This window comes from Psychrobacter sp. TB20-MNA-CIBAN-0197, assembly GCF_040309765.1.
Taxonomy (GTDB): domain Bacteria; phylum Pseudomonadota; class Gammaproteobacteria; order Pseudomonadales; family Moraxellaceae; genus Psychrobacter; species Psychrobacter submarinus.
The window spans coordinates 1-24,768 of sequence record NZ_JBEOPC010000036.1 but is presented as its reverse complement, the minus strand read 5'-3'; the positions used below and the strand labels follow the sequence as shown (position 1 = coordinate 24,768).

The window sequence follows — 24,768 nt, the reverse complement described above, 5'->3', positions numbered from 1 at the left end:
AAGCGAAGTCAGCTAAAGATTACAAATGCTATTCAACCCCTTGTAGCAGTTTTATTAGGGCGTGTTGAACATTCACAAATGCGCACTGCTGATCGCTAAAATAGTTCTAGTCGTCGTTAAAATTGCAGGTAATGCTTATTGCATTGGCTAGATTTTCACAACGACTAGGGCGATTTTAGCATCAGCCCTCACGACAACAACAGGGACAGGACTATTTTTTGCCACTTTATTGATAAAAATAGACGCTTAGAACGACTAAACTTACCATTTTTATCTGCAAATCGCCTAAAAAATAGTCTCTGTCAGTGCCAAGGTCGAATGTTCAACACGCCCTAGCCTTCTGGCTCATTGGTAGCGTCTGGTTTGTCGTCTGGTTCTGGCATATCAGTATGCAAGGCGTTAGCGAGCATCGGATAGCTGTTGAGAATATGACAAAAAAGCTCAGCAGTCTTTTGCGTATCATAAAGCGCTGAGTGGGCGTCATTACCATCAAACTCCAATCCTGCAGCCTTACACGCACGTGCCAGCACGGTCTGGCCAAAAGCTAGAGCGGATAAAGTAACCGTATCAAAGACTGAAAACTGATGAAAAGAGCTGTGGTTTTTGCTATTGGTACGTAGTACCGCAGCGTTTAAGAACCCTAAATCAAAATGAGCATTATGGCCGACCAAGACGCATTGACGGCACTCTTGCTCACGGCGTACTTCTTTGAGCGCTTTAAAAATACGACGCAGCGCTGTCTTCTCATCTTCAGCGATGGCTTTACGCATAGGATTATTAGGATCAATACCAGTAAACGCTAAAGCTTTGGGCTCTAGATTCGCGCCTGCAAATGGCTCAATATGCGCGTTTAACGCTTCTCCTAAATAGAATACTCCCTCGTCATTTAGTAGAATCGGAATACAAGCAATCTCAAGCAGGGCATCGGTTTGAGCGTTGAAGCCTGCGGTTTCGACATCGACGACAACAGGCATAAACTTACGAAAACGCTCTTTTAGAGTCATCGGTGCCGGTGACTCGACTGACTCTAGATCTGCTGCAGGAATGCTGCTTTTATTCTTATTTGCTGTATTCATTGAGTTTTCGGTGGACGAAGTTATCTCGCTTTGCATAGTCATAATCATCTAAATTTTTTTTATCATCAGTGAGGAGGCCGTTTTGCGACGGCTTAATGAGCTGCGCGGGTTGGCGCAGCTTGAGGGTGGCTGGTCTATTCGTTAGGCTTTGATAGACCAAGATAGTGTTTCACCGGCCATCAGCGGAGTGAGGGTAGAGCCATCGAAGTAAGGATAAGCGCTTGGGACTTGCATCGGAGTCTTAGTCAAAGTGACTGTCTCAGAGTTCAGCTCTAACCCATAGAACTGAGCGCCAAAGCGACTGGCGAAGCCTTCGAGTTTATCAATCTTACCAACGCTATCAAACGCTGTGGCATATAAAGCTAGCGCCACCTCTGAGCTATAGCAACCAGCGCAGCCGCACGCAGCTTCTTTTTTATGAGTGGCATGCGGGGCAGAGTCGGTACCCAAAAAGAATTTTGGATTACCACTTGTGGCGACATCTAATAATACTTTTTGATGGCTTTCGCGCTTTAAGATGGGCAGACAGTATAGGTGTGGTCTGATACCGCCTACTAACAGATGGTTGCGATTGAACATCAAATGCTGCGGAGTAATCGTTGCGGCGACATGATTGCCTTGTGACAATACAAAGTCCGCGGCGTCGCTGGTCGTGATATGCTCCATGACGATCTTCAGGGTCGGGAACTTACCAATGATTTGCCCCATGACCTCTTCTAAAAAGCGTTTTTCTCGATCAAAGATGTCGACATGGTCATGAGTGACTTCGCCATGAATGAGCAGCGGTAAGTTGTGCTTTTCCATAGCTTCAAAGATATCAGCGCGAGCATTAATATCAGTGACGCCATCAGCGGAGTTGGTCGTAGCGCCAGCCGGATAGAGCTTGACTGCTTGTACGATGCCGGACTGAGCGGCAGCTTCGATATCTTGTACGCTCGTCTGATCGGTCATATACAGAGTCATACGTGGATCAAAGGCAGCTTTACGCTCCTTTGGAATGTCGCTGATTTGTAGCTGCTGCAAGATACGCTCACGGTAAGCGCGCGCATCATTAGTGTTTTTGACAGGAGGAACAAGGTTTGGCATACAGATAACGCGGTTGAAGCTGGACGCTGCATGCGGCACTGTCGTCGCAAGCGCCTGATCATCACGTAAATGAAGATGCCAGTCATCTGGTTGCAGGATGGTTAACTCTGTAATCGAATCAGTAATAGGAATCATAGCGCTCAATAGGTTAATTGATGAGACAAAAGGCGTAAAAATGCTCTGATAAAACCACATTTATTGTTTTGCTATCATAACAGGTTTACTGACTTGACTGAATATGTGGCTGCACATCTCTACATAATTATTGGCAAAGGCAGACGAACTGGGGACTGCTTAGCCTGATGATTTAAGCTGCGCGCGCTGTTAGTCTTTTGCCTATAGCAAATATGATGTACACTGGAGATGGAATCTATTTTTGACTCAGTTTTCATCTTTGTTCGTGTTTTTTAGGGCGTGTTGAACATTCGACCTTGGCACTGACAGAGACTATTTTTTAGGCGATTTGCAGATAAAAATGGTAAGTTTAGTTGTTCTAAGCGTCTATTTTTATCAATAAAGCGGCAAAAAAGAGTCCTGTCCCTGTTGTTGTAGTTAGGGCTGATGCTAAAATCGCCCTAGTCGTTGCGACTGTTTAAATAAAATCAGCTAACCAATGCAATAAGCATTACCTGCAATTTTCACTTAGACTAGAACTATTTTAGCTATCAGCAGTGCGCATTTGTGAATGTTCAACACGCCCTAATCGTTTTTATTATTTATCACTAATTATATTTACTTATCACTCATTATACTGACAGGAGTTATTTATGGCGCAACTTGATCCAAAAAATATCAACAAAATCGTCTTAGCCTATTCAGGTGGTCTTGATACGTCCATCATTGCCAAATGGCTGCAAGAAACCTATGATGCAGAAGTCATCACCTTTACCGCCGATATCGGTCAGGGCGAAGAAGTTGAGCCTGCGCGCGCCAAAGCTGAAGCGATGGGCATCAAAGATATCTATATCGAAGACTTGCGTGAAGAGTTCGCTCGTGATTATGTTTATCCAATGTTTCGCGCTAATGCCATCTACGAAGGCGAGTACTTACTTGGCACGTCTATCGCTCGTCCGCTTATCGCCAAGCGTTTGGTTGAGATTGCTAAAGAACACAATGCTGATGCCATTAGTCACGGCGCCACCGGTAAAGGCAATGATCAAGTGCGTTTTGAGCTAGGCGCGGTCGCTTTGTCTCCTGATATTGTCACTATCGCGCCTTGGCGTGAGTGGGATTTATCAAGCCGTGAGAGCTTGATGAAATATGCTGAAGAGCATGATATCGCAATCGATTACGCTGGTAATAAGAAAAAATCTCCATACTCTATGGATGCAAACTTACTGCATATCTCCTATGAAGGCGGTATATTAGAAGATCCATACATGGAAGCAGAAGAGGATATGTGGCGCTGGTCAGTGAGCCCAGAAGAGGCGCCTGATGAGCCGCAATATCTAGAGCTTGAATACAAAAAAGGCGATCTCGTTGCTATTGATGGCGAAGCGCTCAAGCCTTATGAGGTGATGATTAAGCTCAATGAGCTTGGCGGCAAACATGGTATTGGCCGTTTAGATATCGTTGAAAACCGTTACGTCGGTATGAAGTCGCGTGGCTGCTATGAGACGCCAGCTGGTACTATCATGCTAAAAGCGCATCGCGGCATTGAGTCTTTGACACTAGATCGGGAAGCGGCACATCTAAAAGATGAGATCATGCCACGCTATGCCAAGATTATCTATAACGGTTATTGGTTCAGCCCTGAGCGTCTTATGCTACAGGAGCTTATCGACAAGTCGCAAGAGTATGTCAACGGTACGGTACGTGTGAAGCTGTACAAAGGCTGCGTGAGCGTCGTTGGCCGTAAATCAGATGATTCACTATTTGACGAAAAGATCGCCACTTTTGAAGATGACGCGGGTGCTTATGACCAAAAAGACGCTGAAGGTTTCATTCGTCTAAACGGTCTACGTTTAGCGATCGAAGCCAGTCGCGGTCGCGATCTATCTAAATAAAACGACCCAATGGTATTTTTAGACTTATAATAAAAAACAGAGACTGATAGTCTCTGTTTTTTTTATGCAAAAAGGCTTTTATCGCTAGAGTTATTTAGCTTCCTCTTCGTCATCGACCTTTACAATAGCGACGTCCTGTTGCTCGCGCTCTTCGGCTTTATCATGTTCTATGACCGCTTCAGTTGCGGTTATTGCTCCGCTTGATTGTTGTGATTGATATTTCAGGGCAGCCAAAGCACTGAGCGCGCCAATAACCAAAACAATAATAAGAATGACGGGGTTTTTCCAAAGCGGCGCGGCAGGCTCGTACTCAATCGGCGTCTCGCTCGTAGTGGCAGGTGTGTTATCGCTATTGCCACCGATCAACGCTAAGCTGACTAATGGCGCGCTCGGCGGATTGATAGGCTCAGAGGCAATGCGCAGACGCCGACGATTCAGATAGATATCAGAGATTTTAGCCAACTGTAGCAGCCAGCGCTGATGCGGCACACTGATATTAGGCATCTGGGTAAAGACGAGCAAATCATTATGCCGACCTTGTTGCACATTCTCAGGCGAGCGGCCTATTACTTTTAAATAATTGGACGTCGCTTGCTGCATATCTTGCCCAGAAGCAGCCAGATTAGGCGCAAATTTTGTCAGCTCGTACCAGTAAGGGTCAAACGCTGGTGGTCTGAAATCAAGTGCTTGCGAATCTGTTTGTTCGCTGTTAGCACTCTCAGCGTTTGTCATTTCAGTGTCTGTTATTTCAGTCTCTGCTACTTTAGCGCTTAGCGCTTCCGGGTTTGCAGCCTTGGATAACTCACTATCTGCAGGTTTCGTTGAAGACCTAGCGTTTGTCAGCACTTGAGTGTCAGCATGGCTGTTGATACTCGCTGCTGAGTCTGCTGCAAAACGCTGCTTGGTTAAGAATTGCGGCTGTAGCGCGAACCATTTATCCAACTCTTCATTATCTAATTGACTATACTCTGTCAAAATAGCCAACTCGCGCAATACAATAATAGTTAAAGTACCGAGAAGGACTTTGACTTGCGCGGCGCTCGCATCGACCTGATCGGCAATATAATCACAAGCCTTATTGACACGAGTACTATCAATGAATAAAGTCTCAGTGACATCTTGACGGTGATAAAGCGTGGCACTTAACGTCGCAAAATTCATCGCATTATACTGGCGTAGCTCTTTAACCGCTGCTCGTGAGAACAGTTTTTTATTCACCGCTTGCGCTTGGTGGCGCTGCTGGTAAGCTAACAAAGCGGCAAGGATGGCCTGTATGCCGCTATTGACGGCTATACGGGTTTGCGGCAGTGAGAGAGTGGCAGTATCAGCCAATAAAGAAGTCAGAGGCTGAATATCTTGATACAAAAAATCATACATCGACACGCGTGTCGGTGAAATAGTAGTCATAATCTGCTAGCATCAAAAAGTGTTTATATATCTTACGGTGCAAGTCATGCGGATACAATCCCCTAATATTAGAAAATTTTAGGGGTTTTTTATGTTGTTGATAGCGCTAATAATTTTATTTGGATCTATATATGAAAAATACCGATACGCCCAAGACAGCAGTGCTCATTAACATCGAAGCGCAGACATTGATTATCTGTAATCATGGGGTGGCGAGCTCTTCTTATCCTATCTCAACTGCAAAAAACGGTATCGGTAGCCAACAAGATAGTGGCTGCACGCCGCTTGGTCGTCATGTTATTGCCCAAAAAATTGGTGACGATGCACCTATAAATACGGTGTTTGTCGGACGCGTTGCTACTGGTGAGGTATATGACGCAGAGTTGGGGCGTCTACAGCCAAAGCGAGATTGGATCTTGAGCCGTATTTTATGGCTTAAAGGCTTAGAGGAGGGCATCAATAAAGGCAGTAACGAGCAAGGCGGCTGCGATACCTATCAGCGCTATATTTATATTCACGGCACACCTGATAGTGAACCGATGGGTGTACCACTCTCGCATGGCTGCGTGCGCATGCGTAATACCGATATCATCGAGTTATTTGCGCAAGTAGAAGAGGGCACGCCCGTCATGCTTATAGAGGGTTAGCATGAGAGCGTGCCTTTTTAGGGTTAAATGGCTTTAAGGTATAAAACTTAGACTCTTCTATCTATAACCATTTAGGAAATCAGAGTTCTACCAAAAGCTCGCTGCATCTTGCAGCTTAGTCAAACGTTTTTTGCAGCGTTTAGTATCAGGTTCTAGCTGCGCGGCAAACCATCCGGCGCCATATAGAGCTTGCGTGTCAGTGTGAGATTTTTGCTGATAATAATGCTGATATTGTTGATGATCTAAATACTCCCCGAGCGCTCGCTGCGTTTTTGTTATACGTTTTAGCCAACGTTTGCTTTTTTTCTTTGAATATAGAGGAGCGGTAAACTCACTGAGATAGCGCATTTTTTTGAGATGTTTACGCAGTTGGTGCGTTTTTTCATGGATAGCAGCGCTTTGATCAGTATCATCAGTAGACGCCTCCAAGATGATATCTTCAAAATCATACTCAGCCTTAAGCAGCTTAATATGCTGCTTGGAGAGTCTTTTTGCTAATTTTTCTTGCGCACATTTATGGGCTTTTGGCTCTAGAGTAGCATCACTCATAGTAAAGGCGATAAGCTCAAGCAAAGTCAGCTGGAAGTCATTAGCACGAACGGCGTCGATGGGTGTTATTTTCATGTTGTCGATATCAGCACTCCAATCGACGCTAGGCGCACCAGCATGCTGTAGTGTTGGCTCTATATCAGTGACTAAATAAGCGAGCTGACGATAGTCGCCTAGAAGAGTTGCTGTTTGTTTTAGGATAGGTAGCCATTCAGGATTGAGCTGTTCGGAGAATTTTTTGAAGCTCTTTAGGGCAGTACGTAATCGTTGTATGCCTATACGTAGCTGTAGCACATGCTCGTTGTCGTTGCTGCCAGCGGCGATGGCACTACTATTAGGCAGTATTTGTAATAGACAATTATGAACGACTGCACGCATGAACGCCGGCATGCTACTGTCTGCATCGATGCTCAGTGCGCCTAGATTGGCGTGCACGGCAGGGCTAAAGTCTTGCTCATTGAGAAGTAGGCTGCCACGCTCAGCTTTAGTGACTGTTGATAGACACAGCTTATAGCGTTTGCACCATACTTTTGCCGTAGTGAATAAAAAGTTTAGATTACCTGAGACCAGCTCAAACTCTATCTCTTGTATGTCCTGTACTTTTGAGTTATCTGTTCCATGAATAATTTGACCCTGATCATAAGCCACCTCAATGGTACTTACCGTACTTTCCTCTGCGCTGTTCTTTTTATCAGCGACTACTTTTTCTTTATCTACTAATAAGCGAGTGGTGCGCTCGATATCAGTGATGTATTGACGAGTTAGTTTTTTGTTGATTTTTTTGAGTTTAAAGTCTGCAAGAGCTGGAGCAATAGCGGTTTCTTTATATATAGCTAAATCCGGCAACAAGCTATCCGTCTCTAGCATCGTCTGCACCAGCTCACCATCTAGAGTCATATTGTGCTCTAGACGCGCGGCAATGCCATCGCCGCCAGCTTTGATAGTCTGCACCCATTCATCGCCCTCTAAGCGAATACGCAGCCCTATGCCGCTCTTGGCAAGCTCTTGCTTGGGCGTATCAAAATAATGAGCGGACATCATTGTCGTCTGTGAGGATTTTACTTTTGCTTGACGCATAAGACCTTTTAGACGCGCTTGCGGCACTAAGAACTTCAATTCAATCTCTTGCACGATGATGTCTCCTATCGTTCTAATAATAGTTATGTTACCTCTATACTTATATTATATCTATCCTATGAACGCTGTCAGTGAATGACAAGTAAAGTTTTGCTTGAGACTAGAGTCGAGGTAGTGATAGCTTCCGTTAGCTTTATATCTATTATTTTTACTTGGCATGCCCAAGGATCATTATAAAAGTAAGCTGGCACAGATGCAGTATCTACGATAACCGTATCGAATACCGACAAAATGCCATAGGTAAAATATAGCCATAAAAAAAGCCACCCTACAGTGTGTAGAGTGGCTTTTATTTAAGCTTACATGGCTATGAGTAGTTCATAGTATATAGCTTGAGATTAGCCGAACTGGTTCATAGTGTTTTTGCCACCACCAGCTTTTAGCGCGTTATCACCTGAGAAGATCTCTTTATGATCATCGCCAAGGTCAGAACCGGCCATTGCTTGGTGCTTCACGCATGAGATGCCTTCACGGATCTCTTTACGCTGTACGCCAGCAGCATATGCAAGCATACCTTCATCACCGAAGTAACCTTTGGCTAGCTCATGCACACTTAGAGCAGTGGTGTGATAAGTAGGTAGCGTGATTAAGTGATGGAAGACACCAGCTTCACGTGAGGCGTCACGCTGGAAGTTCTTGGCAGCTTCGTCAGCAGCTTGATCAAGCTCAGTACCATCATAGTCGCTGCTCATTAAGTCATCTTTGTTGTACTTAGAGATGTCTTTGCCTTCTTCTTCCCACTTAGCGATGATTTGCTTACGGAAGTTCAGCGTCCAGTTGAACGATGGGCTGTTGTTATAAACGAGCTTCGCTTTTGGCTGTTGCTCTTTGATACGATCTACCATCATTTTGATGTGTGCTACGTCTGGAGTCGGCGTCTCGATCCATAGTAGGTCAGCACCGTTTTCTAGAGCGGTTACACAGTCAAGCACAACGCGGTCGATGTTAGTGTCTTCGCGGAAGCTATATAAGCCGTTTGGCATACGTACTGGACGTACTAGTTTGCCGTTATGCTTAAGTAGGCTATCGTTCTCATTTGCGTCTTCAATGCTTATTTCTTCCATTTCTAGGAAGTCGATGTATTTAGAAGCAAGATCGCCTGGCTCTTCTGATACTGGAATCTTTTGAGTAAGTGATGCGCCTTCACTATCAGTACGGGCAACGATAACGCCGTCTTCAACGCCGAGCTCTAAGAAAGCGTAACGAATAGCGTTAAGCTTAGCGATATAGTCTTCATGCGGTACAGTGACTTTACCCGCTTGGTGACCACACTGCTTAGCGTCAGATACTTGGTTTTCGACCTGAATAGCACAAGCACCGGCTTCGATCATTTGCTTAGTTAGCAAGTAAGTCGCTTCTTCGTTACCGAAACCGGCATCGATATCAGCGATGATTGGCACAACGTGTGATTCGAAGTTTTCAATTTTCTCTAAGATAGCTTTAGTGTCTTGACCTGCTTCTTCAGCAGCGTTTAGCTCACGGAAGTAATCGTTCAATACTTTAGCGTCGGCTTGACGTAAGAACGTGTAGATCTCTTCGATAAGCTTAGGTACTGACGTTTTTTCGTGCATTGATTGGTCAGGTAGAGGACCGAACTCAGAGCGTAGAGCAGCGACCATCCAGCCAGATAGGTAGATATAAGTCTTTGAAGTGGTACCGAAGTATTTTTTCTTCGCGTACATCGTTTGCTGTGCAACAAAACCGTGCCAAGCGCCTAAAGACTGAGTATACTGAGACGTATCATTGTCGTAATCTGCCATATCTTGACGCATGATTTTAGCGGTGTACTTTGCGATATCTAAACCAGTTTTGAAACGGTTTTGAATCATCATACGGGCTGCATCAGTTTCGCTGATATTTTGCCAGTTGCCGTGCTTTTGCTTTAATTCACGTACTAAATCGATAGCTGACTTATAGGTTGTTGACATTTACTGTCTCCTTGGTGGGGTGGAAAAAACGAGGTAAAATAAGAGCTTATCGCAAGTAATATCATACCGGACTATAGTTGCGATTGAATTACGACTACTTTGATACTGATTGATTAATTACTACTAAATGCCTGTCTTGTTGGCCTATAAATGACTTAATAATAAAGCCGGCATTGGTCTTCTTAAAATATGAGGACTATTACCCTAAACAAACCTGCTTCAAAATACAAGGTATTTGATTTAAATTATTGACAAAAAAAGAGTCAATCAATCATCAACAAGTAGCGATAAGGCGATAGCGCAGAAGCTACTTGTTATCCATCAGAGATGTTACAATATTCGCCAGTAACACGGCTTAGAGCGGGCTTGCGAGTTAAGCGTTGAGTCTTACTATAGTCAGTTTAGTGTAATTTATCTAATTTATGATAGTTATCTTTGGTATTTACTATAAGTATAGTATAATAAAATCAGTAAGTTATAAATAAATATATTGAGCTAGCTCGGTCACTAAATGATTTTTAGATAAGCATTGGGTACATTGTAGTTTTTAGGTCGTTTGAGAACAGTAAAGCCGTCTATCGTCAGTATTTAAAATCGTCAGTATTTAAAAATAGTAATTATGCAGCTATGAACGCTAAGTGACATTTATTATAAAGCGAAGAGAAACACATATGAATTTGCAGCGGGTTGATTTAAATTTATTGGTACATTTAGATGTATTGCTTCGAGAAAAGAATGTCACACGCGCCGCTGAGCAATTGGGTATCACTCAGCCTGCTATGAGTAACATCTTGCGTCGCCTGCGTAAGCTATTCAATGATCCGCTATTGGTGCGCTCTTCTGAGGGCATGACACCGACTGAGCGCGCGCTTGAGCTGCAGCCGCGTATTCGTGAGATACTCGCTGATTTGACACAAGTGCTTGAGCCGCGTACTGAGTTTCGTCCTTATAGCACCTCCCGTGTTTTTCGGATTATGACCTCCGACTATGCAGAGGCGACTTTGGTTCCTAAACTGGTTAAGGCTCTGCGCTCTGAGGCGCCCAATGTTATTTTGGACTTTTTAACCCCATCAGATGTGTCTTATCGTGATATGGAGCAAGGGCGAGTCGATCTGGCGATTAACCGCTTTAATGAGATACCGCAAAGCTTTCACCAAGTACTAGTATGGCGCGATACTTTTAGCTGCCTACTATCTGCCGATAGCCCTTATGTCAATCGCTTCAATCTTAAAAACTACCTCAAAGGTCAGCATGTTTGGGTATCCAAGACAGGTATGGGTGTTGGGTTTGGGGTCAATCCAGAAAAATCGGGCGGCCTTGGCTCCATTGATCAAGCCTTGCAGCGCTTAGGACAAAAACGTCAGATAAGCGTCTTTACTCGTCATTATCAGATGCCAGCGATGCTCGCTGCTAATAAGGACTTGATTGCGACACTGCCAACGCGAGTTGCACGCATGCAAGCGACCAATGATAGTATTGTCATGAAAGAGCCCCCTTTTTTCATTCCTGAATTTGAGCTGACGATGGCATGGTCACCACTACTGCAGCATCACCCAGCGCATCGCTGGTTGCGACAACTGATTATGCATGTCGCTCGGCAAGTCGTGGCAGACGAAGAGGATCAACAGCAAGATATTCCAGTGATTACTCAGTTGTTCTAATGAGATAAGCTGTTTTATTACCTAATAGCCATCTGCCGTTACAGTACTATGGAAGTGCTATTAAAGTGCTTTCAAGGCCAATTCACATATTGGTCTTTTTTATGCGTATCATTGCATTACAGACGAATTATGCTACTGATTAGCCCGCTGATAGTTTAGGTCTACTTAATAGACTTTATTAAGCAGGCCTTTATATTTCAGTCACATTGTTAACATCAAAATCACACTTCATTATATCTTGTAAAATTACGCTGCCAATTATTTGTTATTATAAAATCATCAATTAGATAAGGTTTGAGGGTTTGACTTCTATAGTCTTAATTTTGAAAAAGACTTAACTAAGAAGTAGCTTTTTAGACCATCTTATAATCCATTAACGTTCATTGGCTGATATAGAGTTTTTAGCTAAGAATATTTCTAGACCGCGACAACAAAATAAGGATAGTGAATCATGGCAGATATTACTACTGTGAACCCAACAACGGGCGAAGATATTAAAGAATATAACTATATGACTAATGATGAGGTCAACAAAATCGTTGATGCCTCACATGAAGCTTTTCTCGAATGGCGTAAAAAGAGTCACGAAGAGCGTGCTAAAGTCATTAGGTCTATTGGCGATACGCTAGTGAAGTATAAGGAAGAGTTGTCAAAACTAATGACTGAAGAGCGTGGTAAGCTTTATGACCAAAGTTTGAGTGAAGTAGATCTATGTAAAGCAATTTGTGACTATACTGCCGAAAAAGGGGTCACTGCATTAGCTGACGATGAGCGCGATATCGAAAATATGAAAAAAGGCATTGTCACTTATCAGCCCATTGGTGTTATCTACGGTATGCAGCCATGGAACTTTCCAGCATACCAAGTCTTTCGCTATGCCATTGCTAATTTGATGGCCGGTAACAGTGTTTTATTAAAGCATGCTGCCAATGTGACAGGCTCTGGATTATTAATAGAAAAAATCTTCCATGAGTCCGATCTACCAAATGATCTATTCCGTACGATCTTGATCGATCATGATCAATCAGAAAAGCTTATCGGTAATGATAAAGTGCGCGGTGTTACGCTCACTGGTAGTGATGGCGCAGGTAAGATCGTTGGTCAACAAGCGGCTAAAGTCCTTAAAAAAGTCGTACTAGAGCTTGGCTCGAATGATGCCTTTATTGTACTCGAAGATGCTGATTTGGACCTTGCTGTAGAGACTTGTACGCAAGCGCGTTTAATCAATAATGGTGAAACATGTGTTGCAGCGAAGCGTTTTATCGTTGTTGATAGCTTATATGATGAGTTCCGCGATCGTATTGTTGAGAAGTTCTCGAATAGCAAAGCTGATGATCCTATGGATGACAGCTCTGATATCGGTCCATTAGCACGTAAAGACTTGCAAGAGAAGTTACACGAGCAAGTTGAAGAAAGTGTTAAAAAAGGCGCGACGATTTCAGTTGGCGGTAAATTGCCTGAAGGTAAAGGTAACTTTTATCCCGCTACGATTTTGGAAAATGTCTCCGAGGGACAACCAGCCTATGATGATGAGTTATTTGGCCCAGTAGCCTCATTGATTCGAGCAAAAGATCAAGATGATGCCATGCGCATTGCTAATGATAGCCGTTATGGTTTAGGCGGCGCTATCTTCTCTAAAGACGAAGATAAAGCCATCCGTTTAGCAAGAGAGCAGTTTGATACGGGTATGGTCTATATCAATGGCTACGGTCTGGCAAATCCAGCACTACCGTTCGGCGGCGTAAAAAACTCAGGTCATGGCCGTGAACATGGTGGCTTTGGTATTAAAGAGTTTGTAAATATCAAAGGTTTGCATGTTCATAGTAACTAAGAGCACAGACAAATTTTATAGCTAAAATAGCTTAGCGCTAGATAAAATGAAGCCCAGTCATTCATATATAGAGTGACTGGGCTTTTTTATGTGTCATTATTTCTAAGTGAGAGATCTTAAGATAGAGCTTGTATTTATTGGTCGATGTGCAATGTTAACGGTAGCGCTGGCAAGTAATTAGCATCATCTGATGAATCGGTATTGAGTGTTAATACGCCTTTAGCCAACAGCAAAATCGTCCAAGGCAGCAGTTGATGTTCAAGCTTTTGTACTCGTACTTGTAAGCTATCAGCCGTGTCCTTCAAATTGACTTCCAGTAGCGCTTGAGTCAACACAGCACCCGCATCAAGCTCAGCTGTGACCACATGGATACTACAGCCATGATGACGCTCGCCTGCCTGAATCACTCTTTGATGAGTATCGAGTCCTTTATAGGCAGGAAGCAATGAGGGATGTAAGTTAATCATTGGCGCGATAGCATGATGAATAAAATTGCTACTCAGCACCCGCATAAAGCCAGCTAATACAATCAAGTCAGGTTGCCAGTCTTGTAGCTGCGCAGAAGCATGCGTCTCAAAAGTCTTAATCCCCATGCGTTTGCCACTTGCCACATGGGACAATACCACGACTGGGATATCGGCATCTGTTGCACGCGTGATTGCATAAGCATCCTCGCGATTGCTGATAACGCCAACTATCTCTATCGGTAGCTCGCCTGCCTGCATAGCATCTATTAAGACTTGTAAGTTGCTACCACTACCTGAGACGAGTACGGCTACTCGTAATGGCTCACTGATGGATGAGGCGCGGCTTTTTAACGAAGTGCTAGACATTAACGATAGACCACAGCGTCAGCTTCGCGGCTGACCATTTCGCCGATTTGCCAAGCTTGTTCACCATTGTCGTTTAAGATCTCAATAGCTTTATCAGCCTGCTGTTCTGGCACCACGATGACAAAACCAACGCCACAGTTAAAGGTACGATACATCTCAGCCTGACTAATATTGCCCTCAGTTTGTAGCCAGTTAAACAGCTCTGAGAATTGCCAGCTAGTAGTATCGATACTAGCAGCAAGATGATCTGGTAATACACGTGGTAAATTATCAGTCAGACCACCGCCGGTGATATGTGACATTGCGTGCAGCGCTGAGCTACCAAGCGTGTCTTGCAGCGCTTTGATCGCTTTGACATAGATACGAGTCGGCGCCATCAGCGCATCTGCGATAGGCTGGTCATCAAGGGTCTCATCGCTAGTAGTGACATCAACACCGCTGACTTCGATGACTTTACGCACTAGCGAGTAGCCATTGGAATGAGCGCCACTTGAGGCTAGGGCAATGAGCACATCGCCCTCGCTGACGTTTTTGCCGGTGATGACTTCTGCCTCTTCTACAACGCCGACACAGAAGCCTGCGAGATCATAATCTTCGTCTTGATACATACCTGGCATCTCAGCAGTCTCGCCACCGATAAGAGCACAGTTAGCAAGCTTACAGCCCTCGCCAATGCCGCTGACGACTGTAGCTGCGGTATCTACATCGAGCTTGCCGGTTGCGTAATAGTCCAAGAAGAATAACGGCTCAGCCCCGCATACGAGTAGATCGTTTACGCACATAGCGACTAGATCAATACCAATCGTATCGTGACGATCAAGCTGTAGTGCCAGCTTGAGCTTAGTGCCGACGCCGTCGGTACCTGAGACGAGTAGTGGTGAAGTGTAGCCAGTAGGGATACGGCATAGGGCACCAAAACCACCAAGCCCGCCAACTACTTCAGGACGGGTAGTGGCTTTTGCCACGGACTTGATACGTTGGACTAACGCATCACCAGCATCGATATCAACGCCAGCATCTTTGTAGCTTAAAGAAGGCTTGTCACTCATAGTCATCTCACAATTGGGGTATGGAACTAAATAAGATAAAATAATTTTTGTGTGCGCATTATACCCAATAATAGCTCATCCTCGCAAAGCAACTTGCTAATATTGTCTATAAAAGCCTTATATTTCTTATAAAACAGCAATAAGTGCTGAAGGAGTGGTTGATACAAAAATCTCACCGCTTTTTATGATTACTTTGCGATAATGTCAGTCTTACTCTTTAGAAGTTACTAAAAAAACTCTCATCATTAGACTGCTTAGTTTTTATCGCTTATAAGCGCATTAACCATCCCTTATTTATAGGATCATTAATAATGACATCCCAGCCTATAGATCCTTTTTTTCGACGTCTATTTATCGTCGTCATTATTATTATAGCCTTGTTTTTATTAAAGCTGATGCTGCCTGTCATCATTCCTTTTTTTGTCGCCTTTGTGCTGGCCTATTTATTTAACCCGTTAGTAAAGCGGCTGAGCAAATACGTTAAACGCTGGATTGCAATTATCGTCGTCTATACCACAATTACGGTAGGTATGGCGCTATTATTGTGGTGGTTGATACCGACGTTGTGGTACCAATTACAAGCAGCTTGGGAGTATCTGCCGAGGATTTTGGGTTGGTATAATGATGTGGTTCGCGACTGGTTTGTGAGCAATACCAACATACTACTGCCGGCATTGCAGATCGAAGGCTTTTCTGAGACCTTGGTCAGTTATATGCAGACGCATTACAACATCTCTGATGCGAGCACATGGATGAGTCAAATTCTTTCTTCGGGGATGAGGTTTGTCAATAATGCCGGCTTAATTGTGTTGGTACCTATTTTGACGTTCTACTTTTTATTCAATTGGGATCAACGTATTCATAACTGGAAGATGGCCATACCGGCAGGGTATAGCAAAAAAGTGATTACTATTGCCGAAGAGTGTGATCGCGCTTTAATGGAGTTTATTAAAGGGCAGCTTTTGGTTATGGTGTTACTAGGCGCTATTTATGCTGTACAGCTGCAGCTGATCGGTTTGGAGTTGGGACTCACTATTGGTATGGTCGCTGGTATCGCAAGCTTCGTACCCTATTTAGGTTTTGGTTTGGGCTTTATTGCTGCCATTATCGCGGGACTATTTCAGTTTGGCTTTGATTGGTTCTATCTGTCGTTGATTGTGGGAGCCTTTTTGGTCGGTCAAGCCGCTGAAGGTTATGTGCTGCAGCCGCTACTACTAGGGGACAAAATCGGTCTATCGCCGCTATGGGTCATCTTTGCGGTGTTGGCAGGGGCAAGCCTATTAGGCTTCGTTGGTATGCTTATTGCGCTACCCGTATCAGCGGTAATCAATGTGCTATTTAGGCATCTCTATGCTTATTATCGCTCGACTGACTTTTATAAAGGCCGCGTTCAGTTGGATCTATTCAAAAAAGAATGATCTTATTTGAGAACATATCCTTCTTTGCTATGGCTAAAAAGAGTAAAGCACTTGTCAGTCATTTTAGAAGTATGGTATATATAGGCGCAGTGTTTATAACACAATTTTAGAAGATATGGTTTCTCAATACCGTTTTACCGTGTTATCCAAACTAAGTTGACGATCTATGGCGCAAGCACAGCTAAGTCTCAATCTGGACATAAAGCATGATGCGAGTCTCAGCGACTTTTCAGGTCCCGGTTGGATGTCTATCATCGATGCAGTGCGGCAGCTTCATGTCGGCCTGATAGGTCAGTTGTACCTATTTGGCAGCCCTGCTACTGGCAAGTCCCATTTATTATCTGCTATCTGCGAGTCGTTTATCGATATCGATAAATCAGCCATTTGCCTTTCGCTCAATGAGCTAGTCAATACCGATGTCAATGTCCTCTCTTCGCTAGAGAACTTTGATGTTATCGCTATTGATGATTTGGATGTTCTAGAGCATAGTACTCAGTGGCAAGAGGCTTTGTTTCATCTGATCAATCGCAGCCGAGAGGGCCAACGTCAGCTATTATTTGCTGCTAACAAATCTGCAAGCACGCTGCCATTTCAACTGACCGATCTACTCACTAGGTTGTCTCAGGCGCCAAGCTTCAAGGTCCCTGATGGCCATGAGTTGGTCGATCGTCAAGCGCTGCTAGAATCTATCTTGCGCCGGCGCGGTTGGCAGTTTGATGAGCGTATTTTGACTCATTTGCTCACAGAAGGTCCGCATCGTATTGGCGCGATGATGGAAGTGCTCAATTACATACAGCCTATGTTTTCAAACTTAGGCCGCAGTAATATCTCAAAAGCAGTCATCAGCGATGCCCTGCGTACGATCGATGAGCAGACCTTAGCCGCTGAGCTGGCGGATATCAGTCAAGAAACCCAAGTCGATAGTCAAGCGGCGATTGATGACAATCAGACGATGCCACTCGACTTTTAACCTTATACTCATATTTTTATTGCACAAAACAGTTCATTGCACACAGTATTGTATTTTACAAAATAATTTTACTATCGATAGGATATCTTATGACACTCTCAGCCTCTTTATACAAAAAACTATCCGTCGGTACGTTACTGATGGCCGCAAGCTCAGTATCTATGCTAACGCATGCCGACGTGACGCTGCTCGTGGATGACAATATCAAGGTTACCGCGATTAATGGGCAAGAGATTTCTCAAAGTATCTTTCAGCCATTGACCAAAAGCTTCACGCTACAGCCGGGTAAGCATGCGATAACAGCCAAATACGATCGTCTGTATAATCTTCCTCGTGATGAGCATGACTATCTGCGTTCAGGTAACGTCAGTGTTGTCGCTGAAATGGCGGACAATCAGACCTATCGTTTGGTTATGCCAAACCAGCCAGAGGATTACAAAGCTGCTAAAGAGTATGCAAAACAGCCAACGCTTGCTGTGCAGCAAAACAATACCATTATCGCCAGTCAACAAAGCGTAGCTGGCAACAGTGGCGGAATTTTCTCTGGGTTGAGTAAAGCGATTGGCGGCGTATTTGGCGGTGGCGAAGATGCGCAGATGCAAAACCAACGCGCTATCGCTGCTATTGACCAGCCATCACCTGCACCGGCAGTTCAGCCGCAACCGACAAGGGCGACTACAGGAACTACGCCAGCCACGAGTACTTATAGCGTAGCACCCGCTACAAAAGCGGCATCAGTGCAAAGCACCAATACTCTAGATAGCTTTATGCAGCTTTGGTTACAAGCAACGCCAAACGAGCGCGCAAAAATACGCCAATGGGTACAAGAATAGGCGATTATAATCAGTAAGCTACTGTAGATAGCAATCATTGTGCCAAAATTTAGATATAAAAAAAGCACCTAATTCTATAGGTGCTTTTTTGTGCATAACTGATTACTAAACACGACTTATGTAATGCTATTTGCCTAAAAATGCGTTATACATCCATACTAGCTTCTCTTGCTGCTGCACATACTCATCAAGCAAGTCAGCAGTACCTTGGTCTTCCGCTTCTTCCGCTAGAGCTGATACTTGACGCTGCTCTTCGATAAGCGTCTGTAAACCTGTAACTACACCTTTGACGCAGCTATTACCATCATGGACGTTTTTGTCTTCTTTGATGCTAGTATGCTGAGCAAAGTCGCTATAAGCATGTAGTGGCGTTTTACCTAGAGTTAGAATGCGCTCGGCAATCTCATCGATCTCTACTTGCAAGTTAGTGTACAGCTCTTCAAACTGCTCATGCAATGAAAAGAAGTGCTCGCCTTTAACGTTCCAGTGATAGCCGCGTACGTTGATATAAAACATATGATAGCTCGATAGTAAGCTGTTAAGCTTTTCAACGACAGCGCTCATATCTGCTCTTTCTAGGCCAATCTGATTAGTAGTGTTATCTTGATTACTCATAATATTATCCTTTTAATGTGAGTGTTAATTTATAAAACTGTATTTAAAGTACGATTAAAAATATTGGTGATTATTTTTTACATTTTAATCAAAATTATTTTATCTTATTAAGCAGACAGTAGCAAAACCCGTCTGCTAGCTCCCGCCTCTTTAATGACTGCTATCATAGCAAAGGTAGGTGGTTAGGTTAATTGAATTAAATAAACCAATATGATGAGTTTTATAAAACATAAAAAAGTGATAACTACTAACAGCTTTAACTAGTGCAGCTAATGCGCTAAGCAGGAGGCTGTAAGCTCTCGGGGTTTAGACCGCGAATAGGAACGACTTCTTGTAGATGTTGACGTACCGTATCGATAGGGAATTTTTGCGTAGTTAAGCGCTTAGGTATAATTTGACTGCCTTGCTGACCTTTCATCTCAAACATCATAAAGATATAGTCATCAGTCTCATCCCAGCTCTTGACCGCGCTCCAAGGTATCACTGCTTGCTGAGTTGCGCCGGCACGCATTTGCATACCGCGCATTTGCGGGTTTTGCATCAGATCAGGCTGATTGGCAGGCATCGCCATCACTAGGCCATGCTTTTGTACGCCAAGCTTGATTTGGCGCATCTCATCAGGCATCTCTTGCCCCGACACTTGTTTTTCAAACTCTTTTTTGACGTACCATTTAAAGCCAAGGGTCCGAACCAACAAATAGATGACTACGGATACTAGCATTAGCCAAAAAATAATCGTTGAGTAGCCCGTCAAAAAGACCAGTCCAGCGATGGCTAGGAGGACGACTATCCCTATGATGATCCACTCTTTCATTTTTAGACTTTTTAGACCAAAAGAGGGGCTTGCATTAGTAAATAGCTCGTATTGGGCTTGCTGAAATTCAGCTTCCGTCAAGTTGAGGGCGATAGGTTGCAGCGTATAGGGATACAGGGCCATAAAAGGTTCTCAGATACTCAGATAAAAAGTGTTAGACGACTTTGGCACACTATAATGGGCTAAAGAAGGATATCGGTAGGTGCTTATCTTACCGAAAAGCGCCTATAAAAGAAATAGATTCGCCTATCTATCGTTATCTGTCGCAAAACTATGCGAAAACGTGGTCAAATCCGCTGTGTCTTGGTATCATAGCAATCATTTAGTTTTACTCATCTAACTTATAGCGCGACAGGCAATTCTTATGATAGACCCCAAACTTTTACGCGGTGACTTAACTGATTTACAGCAGCAATTGACCACGCGTGGTTATCCGCTAGATATAGAATTTTGGCAAACGATTGAGTCAGAGCGTAAGTCTTTGCAGGTCAAAACAGAAGAGCTGCAGTCTCGCCGCAATGCGGGAGCCAAACAAGTCGGCGCGCTCAAAAAGGCCGGTGAAGATGCAAGCTCGCTACTTGCTGAGATGCAAAGCGTCAGTGGTGAGATTAAGGCCGCCGAAGACGAGCTACGTAGTCTGCAAGAGCGCATCAATCAGGCGGCGCTACAAATCCCTAATCTTCCAGCTAGCGATGTGCCAGTAGGCGAGTCAGAGGACAATAACGTAGAAGTACGCCGCTGGGGTAGCCCGCGTGAGTTTGATTTTGAAATACAGGATCATACCCATATCGGTGAGACACTAGGGATGCTTGATTTTGAAGCTGCTGCGAAGCTAACAGGTAGCCGCTTTAATGTGCTAAAAGGCCAATTGGCGCAGCTGCATCGCGCGTTGATTCAGTTTATGCTGAACACTCATACTATTAAGTACGGCTATCTTGAGACTTATGTACCTTATATTGTCAATTCTGAGAGCCTAAAAGGCACAGGTCAGTTGCCTAAGTTTGAAGATGATCTGTTTAAATTGACCAACCATACTAATAACGACGGCACCGACTTTTACTTGATTCCGACTGCTGAGGTGCCAATGACTAATCTAGTACGCGGTGAGCGTTTGGATGTTAAAGAGCTGCCGCTTAAGTTCACCGCGCACACGCCGTGCTTTCGTAGTGAAGCCGGCTCGCACGGGCGCGACACACGTGGCCTGATCCGTCAGCATCAGTTTGAAAAGGTTGAGATGGTCAATATCGCCACCTCCGAGCAATCAGATGAGCTGCTAGAGGCGATGACGGGGCAAGCAGAATATATCTTGCAGCAGCTCAATTTGCCGTACCGTACTGTTATGCTATGTACCGGCGATATGGGCTTTGCCGCGCAAAAGACTTATGACATCGAAGTGTGGCTACCGAGCCAAGATACCTACCGTGAAATCTCCAGCTGCTCAAACTGCGGCGACTTCCAAGCACGCCGTATGGGCACGCGGGTTAAAGATGGTAAGCAAACCAGTCTGGCACATACCCTAAATGGCTCAGGTCTAGCAGTAGGGCGTACTTTGCTCGCGGTAATGGAAAATCATCAAAACGCTGATGGCAGCATTACGATTCCTGAAGTATTGCGTCCATTTATGGGCGGTGCTGAGACTATTGCAGTATAAGTAGCGCTTTATCCTATCTGTCGATTCTGCCTATTTATGTATCTACATGTCTGTCATTTAATAAAACCAATAGGAGTGATTGCGAAACGCAAACGCTCCTGTCAGCGCATTTTTAGCTAGGATTATCGCAAATATGTTAATATTGCCCCTGACTTAAATATCTTGTTATTTATCTAATTATCGAGCGCGCGCAGTTATTACGCTCTAATCTTATTACTCAATCGCTTTTCCTTTTGTCTTCTTGACTTATCATCCGAATATTAGGACCTGCTATGCCTACCCCAATTAATGAACGTAAACTTGCTAATGCTATCCGTGTGCTCTCGTTTGACGCGGTACAAAAAGCCAACTCAGGCCACCCCGGCGCGCCGATGGGTATGGCCGATATCGCTGAAGTGTTATGGCGCAAGTTTTTGAAGCATAACCCTGCTGATCCTAACTGGCATAACCGTGACCGCTTTGTATTATCAAACGGTCATGGCTCGATGCTGATTTATTCATTATTGCATCTTTCAGGGTATGACGTCAGCGTTGACGATCTAAAAGGCTTTCGCCAGCTGCATTCAAAGACGCCAGGTCACCCAGAGCTGGGTTATACCCCTGGTGTGGAAACGACGACAGGTCCACTAGGCCAAGGTATCGCTAATGCGGTAGGTTTTGCTATCGCCGAAAAAACGCTTGCCGCGCAGTTCAACCGTGACGGTCATGAAGTTATCGACCATCATACTTATGCGTTCTTAGGCGATGGCTGCTTAATGGAAGGCATTAGCCATGAAGTCTGCTCGCTTGCAGGAACGTTAGAGCTGGGTAAACTAGTATTCTTCTATGATGATAATGGCATCTCTATCGATGGCGACGTCGAAGGCTGGTTCACCGATGATACACAAATGCGCTTTGAGAGCTACGGCTGGCAGGTGATCAAAGTCGATGGTCATGATACCGACGCCATTACTCAAGCGACCGAGCAAGCGATCAATGAGACGACTCGTCCAAGCTTAATCATCTGCAAAACCACTATTGGTGCAGGTAGCCCAAACAAGCAAGGCAAAGCTTCTAGCCACGGCGCGCCGCTTGGTGATGATGAAATCGCGTTAACTCGTGATGAGCTGGCATGGAAACACGCGCCATTTGAGTTAGATGATGAGATCTATGAAGCATGGGATGGTAAGGCCAAAGGCGATGTCATGCAAAAGAACTGGAACGCGACCTTTGAAGGCTATAAAAAAGCCTATCCAGAGCTTGCAGAAGAGCTGATGCGCCGTCTAAATGGCGAGCTACCAAGCGAATTTGAGGCTCAAGCAAAACACTATATCCAGCAAACTCAAGAAGCAGGCGGTGACGTCGCCAGTCGTAAAGCCAGTCAAAACGCGATCAATGCGCTACAGCCTTTGCTGCCTGAAATCATGGGTGGTTCAGCGGATCTGGCTGGCTCAAACTTAACCCTTTTTAAAGACGCCAAGGGTATCGAAACCGACGCTGACGGTAACTATATTTACTACGGCGTACGTGAGTTCGGTATGACCGCGATTGCTAATGGTATCGCGCTACATGGCGGCTTTATCCCTTATGTTGCGACCTTCTTGATGTTTATGGAATACGCGCGTAATGCAGTGCGTATGGGCGCGTTGATGAAGCAGCGTGTCATTCATGTCTATACGCATGACTCTATCGGTCTGGGTGAAGATGGTCCAACTCATCAGCCTGTTGAGCAATTGACGAGTCTGCGTACTACGCCAAACTTGCGCACATGGCGTCCGTGTGATGCGACTGAATCTGCAAGTGCTTGGGTAGAAGCAATCAAGTCTGAAAACAACCCATCAGCGCTTATCTTTAGCCGTCAAGGCTTGCCGCATCAAGCGCGTGATACAAGCCAAGTCGCTAATATTGCTAAAGGTGGTTATGTACTAGCGAAAGAGCAAGGCGAGCTGCAAGCCATTATCATCGCTACCGGTTCAGAAGTCGGCCTTGCGATGCAAGCATACAAGACACTTAGCGAAAACAGTGTAGGCGTGCGCGTGGTCTCTATGCCGTGTGCTGAGATCTTTATGGAGCAAGATGCCAGCTACCGTGATTCAGTACTACCTGCTGCTATCCGTGCCCGTGTCGCAGTCGAAGCGGCGCATGTCGACTACTGGTATAAGTTCGTTGGCCTTGATGGCAAAGTTATCGGCATGACGACTTATGGCGAATCAGCACCTGCTAGCGACTTGTACAAAGAGTTTGGTATTACAAGCGAGGCGGTGGTTGAAGCGGTAAATAGTTTGATCTGATTTGTAGGCTGGGGCTTTAGCCCAGTACTTAGCTATGGTTTATAGTTGAGTTAATGGCACTATTGAGCAGAGCTACCAGACAATTCTGGTGGCTCTTTTTTTGTTTTAAAAATTAAGATATAGAAGCAATTCTAAATATTTGTTACTATTAAACATAAGTCAGTAAATAATATCTAACTAAATTTGAATACATTCAGTATTATAAAAAAAAGGGAACACATGAGCCGTTTATCCGATGATTCTTTAGAGTTTGCTAAAAAACACATTGAAAGCTATTACGATTCTGACTTTTTTCCTAAGAATAGAGAATATGATGCTATCTGGCACTCATGGGAAGACGTGAAAAAAGAATTGTCTTCAACTAACGTAACTAAATTACCAGCTGCTAGCGCAATCACTGCTACATCTGTAAAACCTAAAGGAGGATTTAGAATTGTCCAGCAGTTAGATGCAGTAAGTACAATTGTATATACAGCTCTAGCATATGAAGTAGCTGATTCAATAGAAAGAAACAGAGTTCCAATAGAGTTAAATGTAGCGTGTTCTTATAGAATTGATTTAAATAACGGAAGTTTTTTCGCAGATGGTAATGGATTTAATAACTATGTTAACAAATCAAAAGAATTAGCCGATGCTTATAAATATGTACTTTATACAGATATTACAGATTTTTATAATCAGATTTATCTACATAGACTAAACAATGCTATAGAATTTTCCAATTCAAGCTTAAGTAACGAATCTAATGACATAGAGGCTTTCTTATCTAAACTAAACGGTAAGAACTCTCAAGGTATTCCAGTTGGTCCGGCAGCTAGTATAATTATGGCTGAAGCTATCTTGATGGACATCGATGACTATATAATTAATGAGGGCCTAAGTCATACGAGATATGTAGATGATTTTAGAATAGACCTCTTGCAAAAGTCATAATTTAAGCTCGGAATTAATGATACCAGCAAACAGCTTCATTCTAAGATCATAGCG

Annotated in this window: 19 protein-coding genes; 10 read left to right on the top strand and 9 right to left on the bottom strand. The window is 44.1% G+C overall.

The annotated features are described in order from the left end of the window. Window positions 1-332: 332 nt before the first annotated feature. Window positions 333-1,004, bottom strand: a complete 672-nt coding sequence (rnt, locus tag AAEY83_RS11050) for a ribonuclease T (RefSeq protein ID WP_025643868.1) — start codon at window positions 1,002-1,004, stop codon at window positions 333-335. 213 nt (window positions 1,005-1,217) lie between these two features. After that, window positions 1,218-2,297, bottom strand: a complete 1,080-nt coding sequence (pyrC, locus tag AAEY83_RS11045; protein ID WP_037058581.1) for a dihydroorotase — start codon at window positions 2,295-2,297, stop codon at window positions 1,218-1,220. A 632-nt stretch (window positions 2,298-2,929) separates the two neighbouring features. Between pyrC and AAEY83_RS11040 the strand changes: the two genes are divergently transcribed. Then, a complete protein-coding gene (locus AAEY83_RS11040) occupies window positions 2,930-4,168 on the top strand; it encodes an argininosuccinate synthase (protein ID WP_025643864.1) in 1,239 nt (412 codons plus the stop codon). Window positions 4,169-4,258: 90 nt separating this feature from the next. Here the strand turns inward: AAEY83_RS11040 and AAEY83_RS11035 are convergent, their stop codons facing one another. After that, a complete protein-coding gene (locus AAEY83_RS11035; protein ID WP_025643862.1) occupies window positions 4,259-5,575 on the bottom strand; it encodes a hypothetical protein in 1,317 nt (438 codons plus the stop codon). Window positions 5,576-5,706: 131 nt separating this feature from the next. Between AAEY83_RS11035 and AAEY83_RS11030 the strand changes: the two genes are divergently transcribed. Then, on the top strand, window positions 5,707-6,222 hold the full coding sequence (locus tag AAEY83_RS11030) for a L,D-transpeptidase (RefSeq protein WP_025643860.1): 516 nt from the start codon (window positions 5,707-5,709) through the stop codon (window positions 6,220-6,222). An 87-nt stretch (window positions 6,223-6,309) separates the two neighbouring features. Here the strand turns inward: AAEY83_RS11030 and AAEY83_RS11025 are convergent, their stop codons facing one another. Then, window positions 6,310-7,902 carry a CYTH and CHAD domain-containing protein gene (locus AAEY83_RS11025; protein ID WP_025643858.1) on the bottom strand — a complete coding sequence of 531 codons (1,593 nt, stop codon included), beginning with the start codon at window positions 7,900-7,902 and terminating at the stop codon, window positions 6,310-6,312. 344 nt (window positions 7,903-8,246) lie between these two features. Beyond that, on the bottom strand, window positions 8,247-9,836 hold the full coding sequence (locus tag AAEY83_RS11020) for an isocitrate lyase (protein ID WP_025643856.1): 1,590 nt from the start codon (window positions 9,834-9,836) through the stop codon (window positions 8,247-8,249). 671 nt (window positions 9,837-10,507) lie between these two features. Between AAEY83_RS11020 and AAEY83_RS11015 the strand changes: the two genes are divergently transcribed. Beyond that, on the top strand, window positions 10,508-11,497 hold the full coding sequence (locus AAEY83_RS11015; protein ID WP_025643854.1) for a LysR family transcriptional regulator: 990 nt from the start codon (window positions 10,508-10,510) through the stop codon (window positions 11,495-11,497). 451 nt (window positions 11,498-11,948) lie between these two features. After that, window positions 11,949-13,328, top strand: coding sequence for an NAD-dependent succinate-semialdehyde dehydrogenase (locus AAEY83_RS11010; RefSeq protein WP_025643853.1), 1,380 nt, complete (start codon window positions 11,949-11,951; stop codon window positions 13,326-13,328). Window positions 13,329-13,462: 134 nt separating this feature from the next. Here AAEY83_RS11010 and purN read toward each other — a convergent pair whose 3' ends face one another. Both purN and purM read right to left on the bottom strand, forming a co-directional pair. Beyond that, complete coding sequence (gene purN, locus AAEY83_RS11005; RefSeq protein ID WP_051397450.1) at window positions 13,463-14,161, bottom strand: phosphoribosylglycinamide formyltransferase; 699 nt, start codon at window positions 14,159-14,161, stop codon at window positions 13,463-13,465. Next, window positions 14,161-15,210, bottom strand: a complete 1,050-nt coding sequence (gene purM / locus AAEY83_RS11000; RefSeq protein ID WP_025643843.1) for a phosphoribosylformylglycinamidine cyclo-ligase — start codon at window positions 15,208-15,210, stop codon at window positions 14,161-14,163. The genes purN and purM overlap by 1 nt, the downstream gene beginning before the upstream one ends. Before the next feature lie 311 nt (window positions 15,211-15,521). Between purM and AAEY83_RS10995 the strand changes: the two genes are divergently transcribed. The 3 genes from AAEY83_RS10995 to AAEY83_RS10985 all read left to right on the top strand — a co-directional run bounded on the left by AAEY83_RS10995 (window position 15,522) and on the right by AAEY83_RS10985 (window position 18,431). Then, a complete protein-coding gene (locus AAEY83_RS10995; RefSeq protein ID WP_025643841.1) occupies window positions 15,522-16,628 on the top strand; it encodes an AI-2E family transporter in 1,107 nt (368 codons plus the stop codon). Window positions 16,629-16,794: 166 nt separating this feature from the next. Further along, complete coding sequence (gene hda / locus AAEY83_RS10990; protein ID WP_025643839.1) at window positions 16,795-17,598, top strand: DnaA regulatory inactivator Hda; 804 nt, start codon at window positions 16,795-16,797, stop codon at window positions 17,596-17,598. Window positions 17,599-17,687: 89 nt separating this feature from the next. Continuing rightward, window positions 17,688-18,431, top strand: a complete 744-nt coding sequence (locus tag AAEY83_RS10985; RefSeq protein ID WP_025643837.1) for a DUF2057 family protein — start codon at window positions 17,688-17,690, stop codon at window positions 18,429-18,431. Window positions 18,432-18,557: 126 nt separating this feature from the next. On the opposite strand, the gene AAEY83_RS10980 is transcribed toward AAEY83_RS10985, so the two are convergent. Both AAEY83_RS10980 and AAEY83_RS10975 read right to left on the bottom strand, forming a co-directional pair. Further along, the gene (locus tag AAEY83_RS10980; protein ID WP_025643835.1) at window positions 18,558-19,046 is read right to left on the bottom strand and encodes a Dps family protein; all 489 of its coding nucleotides are present in this window, start codon (window positions 19,044-19,046) and stop codon (window positions 18,558-18,560) included. Between the two features lie 277 nt (window positions 19,047-19,323). Next, window positions 19,324-19,983: a YcxB family protein gene (locus AAEY83_RS10975; RefSeq protein ID WP_025643833.1), complete on the bottom strand. Its 660-nt coding sequence runs from the start codon at window positions 19,981-19,983 to the stop codon at window positions 19,324-19,326. 241 nt (window positions 19,984-20,224) lie between these two features. Between AAEY83_RS10975 and serS the strand changes: the two genes are divergently transcribed. The 3 genes from serS (at window position 20,225) to AAEY83_RS10960 (ending at window position 24,714) form a co-directional block, all read left to right on the top strand. Next, window positions 20,225-21,511: a serine--tRNA ligase gene (serS, locus tag AAEY83_RS10970; RefSeq protein ID WP_025643831.1), complete on the top strand. Its 1,287-nt coding sequence runs from the start codon at window positions 20,225-20,227 to the stop codon at window positions 21,509-21,511. A 272-nt stretch (window positions 21,512-21,783) separates the two neighbouring features. After that, on the top strand, window positions 21,784-23,781 hold the full coding sequence (gene tkt, locus AAEY83_RS10965) for a transketolase (RefSeq protein ID WP_025643829.1): 1,998 nt from the start codon (window positions 21,784-21,786) through the stop codon (window positions 23,779-23,781). Window positions 23,782-24,000: 219 nt separating this feature from the next. After that, entirely contained in the window at window positions 24,001-24,714 is a 714-nt protein-coding gene (locus AAEY83_RS10960; RefSeq protein ID WP_025643827.1) for an RNA-directed DNA polymerase, read from the top strand. Window positions 24,715-24,768 lie beyond the last annotated feature (54 nt).

Bases quoted from the DNA above. Each gene is read 5' to 3' on its own strand.
- AAEY83_RS10995 (WP_025643841.1), top strand. From the start codon at position 15,522: ATGACATCCCAGCCTATAGATCCTTTTTTTCGACGTCTATTTATCGTC.
- hda (WP_025643839.1), top strand. From the start codon at position 16,795: ATGGCGCAAGCACAGCTAAGTCTCAATCTGGACATAAAGCATGATGCG.
- purM (WP_025643843.1), bottom strand. From the start codon at position 15,210: ATGAGTGACAAGCCTTCTTTAAGCTACAAAGATGCTGGCGTTGATATC.
- AAEY83_RS10980 (WP_025643835.1), bottom strand. From the start codon at position 19,046: ATGAGTAATCAAGATAACACTACTAATCAGATTGGCCTAGAAAGAGCA.
- AAEY83_RS11040 (WP_025643864.1), top strand. From the start codon at position 2,930: ATGGCGCAACTTGATCCAAAAAATATCAACAAAATCGTCTTAGCCTAT.
- purN (WP_051397450.1), bottom strand. From the start codon at position 14,161: ATGTCTAGCACTTCGTTAAAAAGCCGCGCCTCATCCATCAGTGAGCCA.
- pyrC (WP_037058581.1), bottom strand. From the start codon at position 2,297: ATGATTCCTATTACTGATTCGATTACAGAGTTAACCATCCTGCAACCA.
- AAEY83_RS11020 (WP_025643856.1), bottom strand. From the start codon at position 9,836: ATGTCAACAACCTATAAGTCAGCTATCGATTTAGTACGTGAATTAAAG.
- AAEY83_RS10960 (WP_025643827.1), top strand. From the start codon at position 24,001: ATGAGCCGTTTATCCGATGATTCTTTAGAGTTTGCTAAAAAACACATT.
- AAEY83_RS10985 (WP_025643837.1), top strand. From the start codon at position 17,688: ATGACACTCTCAGCCTCTTTATACAAAAAACTATCCGTCGGTACGTTA.
- rnt (WP_025643868.1), bottom strand. From the start codon at position 1,004: ATGACTCTAAAAGAGCGTTTTCGTAAGTTTATGCCTGTTGTCGTCGAT.
- AAEY83_RS10975 (WP_025643833.1), bottom strand. From the start codon at position 19,983: ATGGCCCTGTATCCCTATACGCTGCAACCTATCGCCCTCAACTTGACG.
- AAEY83_RS11030 (WP_025643860.1), top strand. From the start codon at position 5,707: ATGAAAAATACCGATACGCCCAAGACAGCAGTGCTCATTAACATCGAA.
- serS (WP_025643831.1), top strand. From the start codon at position 20,225: ATGATAGACCCCAAACTTTTACGCGGTGACTTAACTGATTTACAGCAG.
- AAEY83_RS11035 (WP_025643862.1), bottom strand. From the start codon at position 5,575: ATGACTACTATTTCACCGACACGCGTGTCGATGTATGATTTTTTGTAT.
- AAEY83_RS11010 (WP_025643853.1), top strand. From the start codon at position 11,949: ATGGCAGATATTACTACTGTGAACCCAACAACGGGCGAAGATATTAAA.
- tkt (WP_025643829.1), top strand. From the start codon at position 21,784: ATGCCTACCCCAATTAATGAACGTAAACTTGCTAATGCTATCCGTGTG.
- AAEY83_RS11015 (WP_025643854.1), top strand. From the start codon at position 10,508: ATGAATTTGCAGCGGGTTGATTTAAATTTATTGGTACATTTAGATGTA.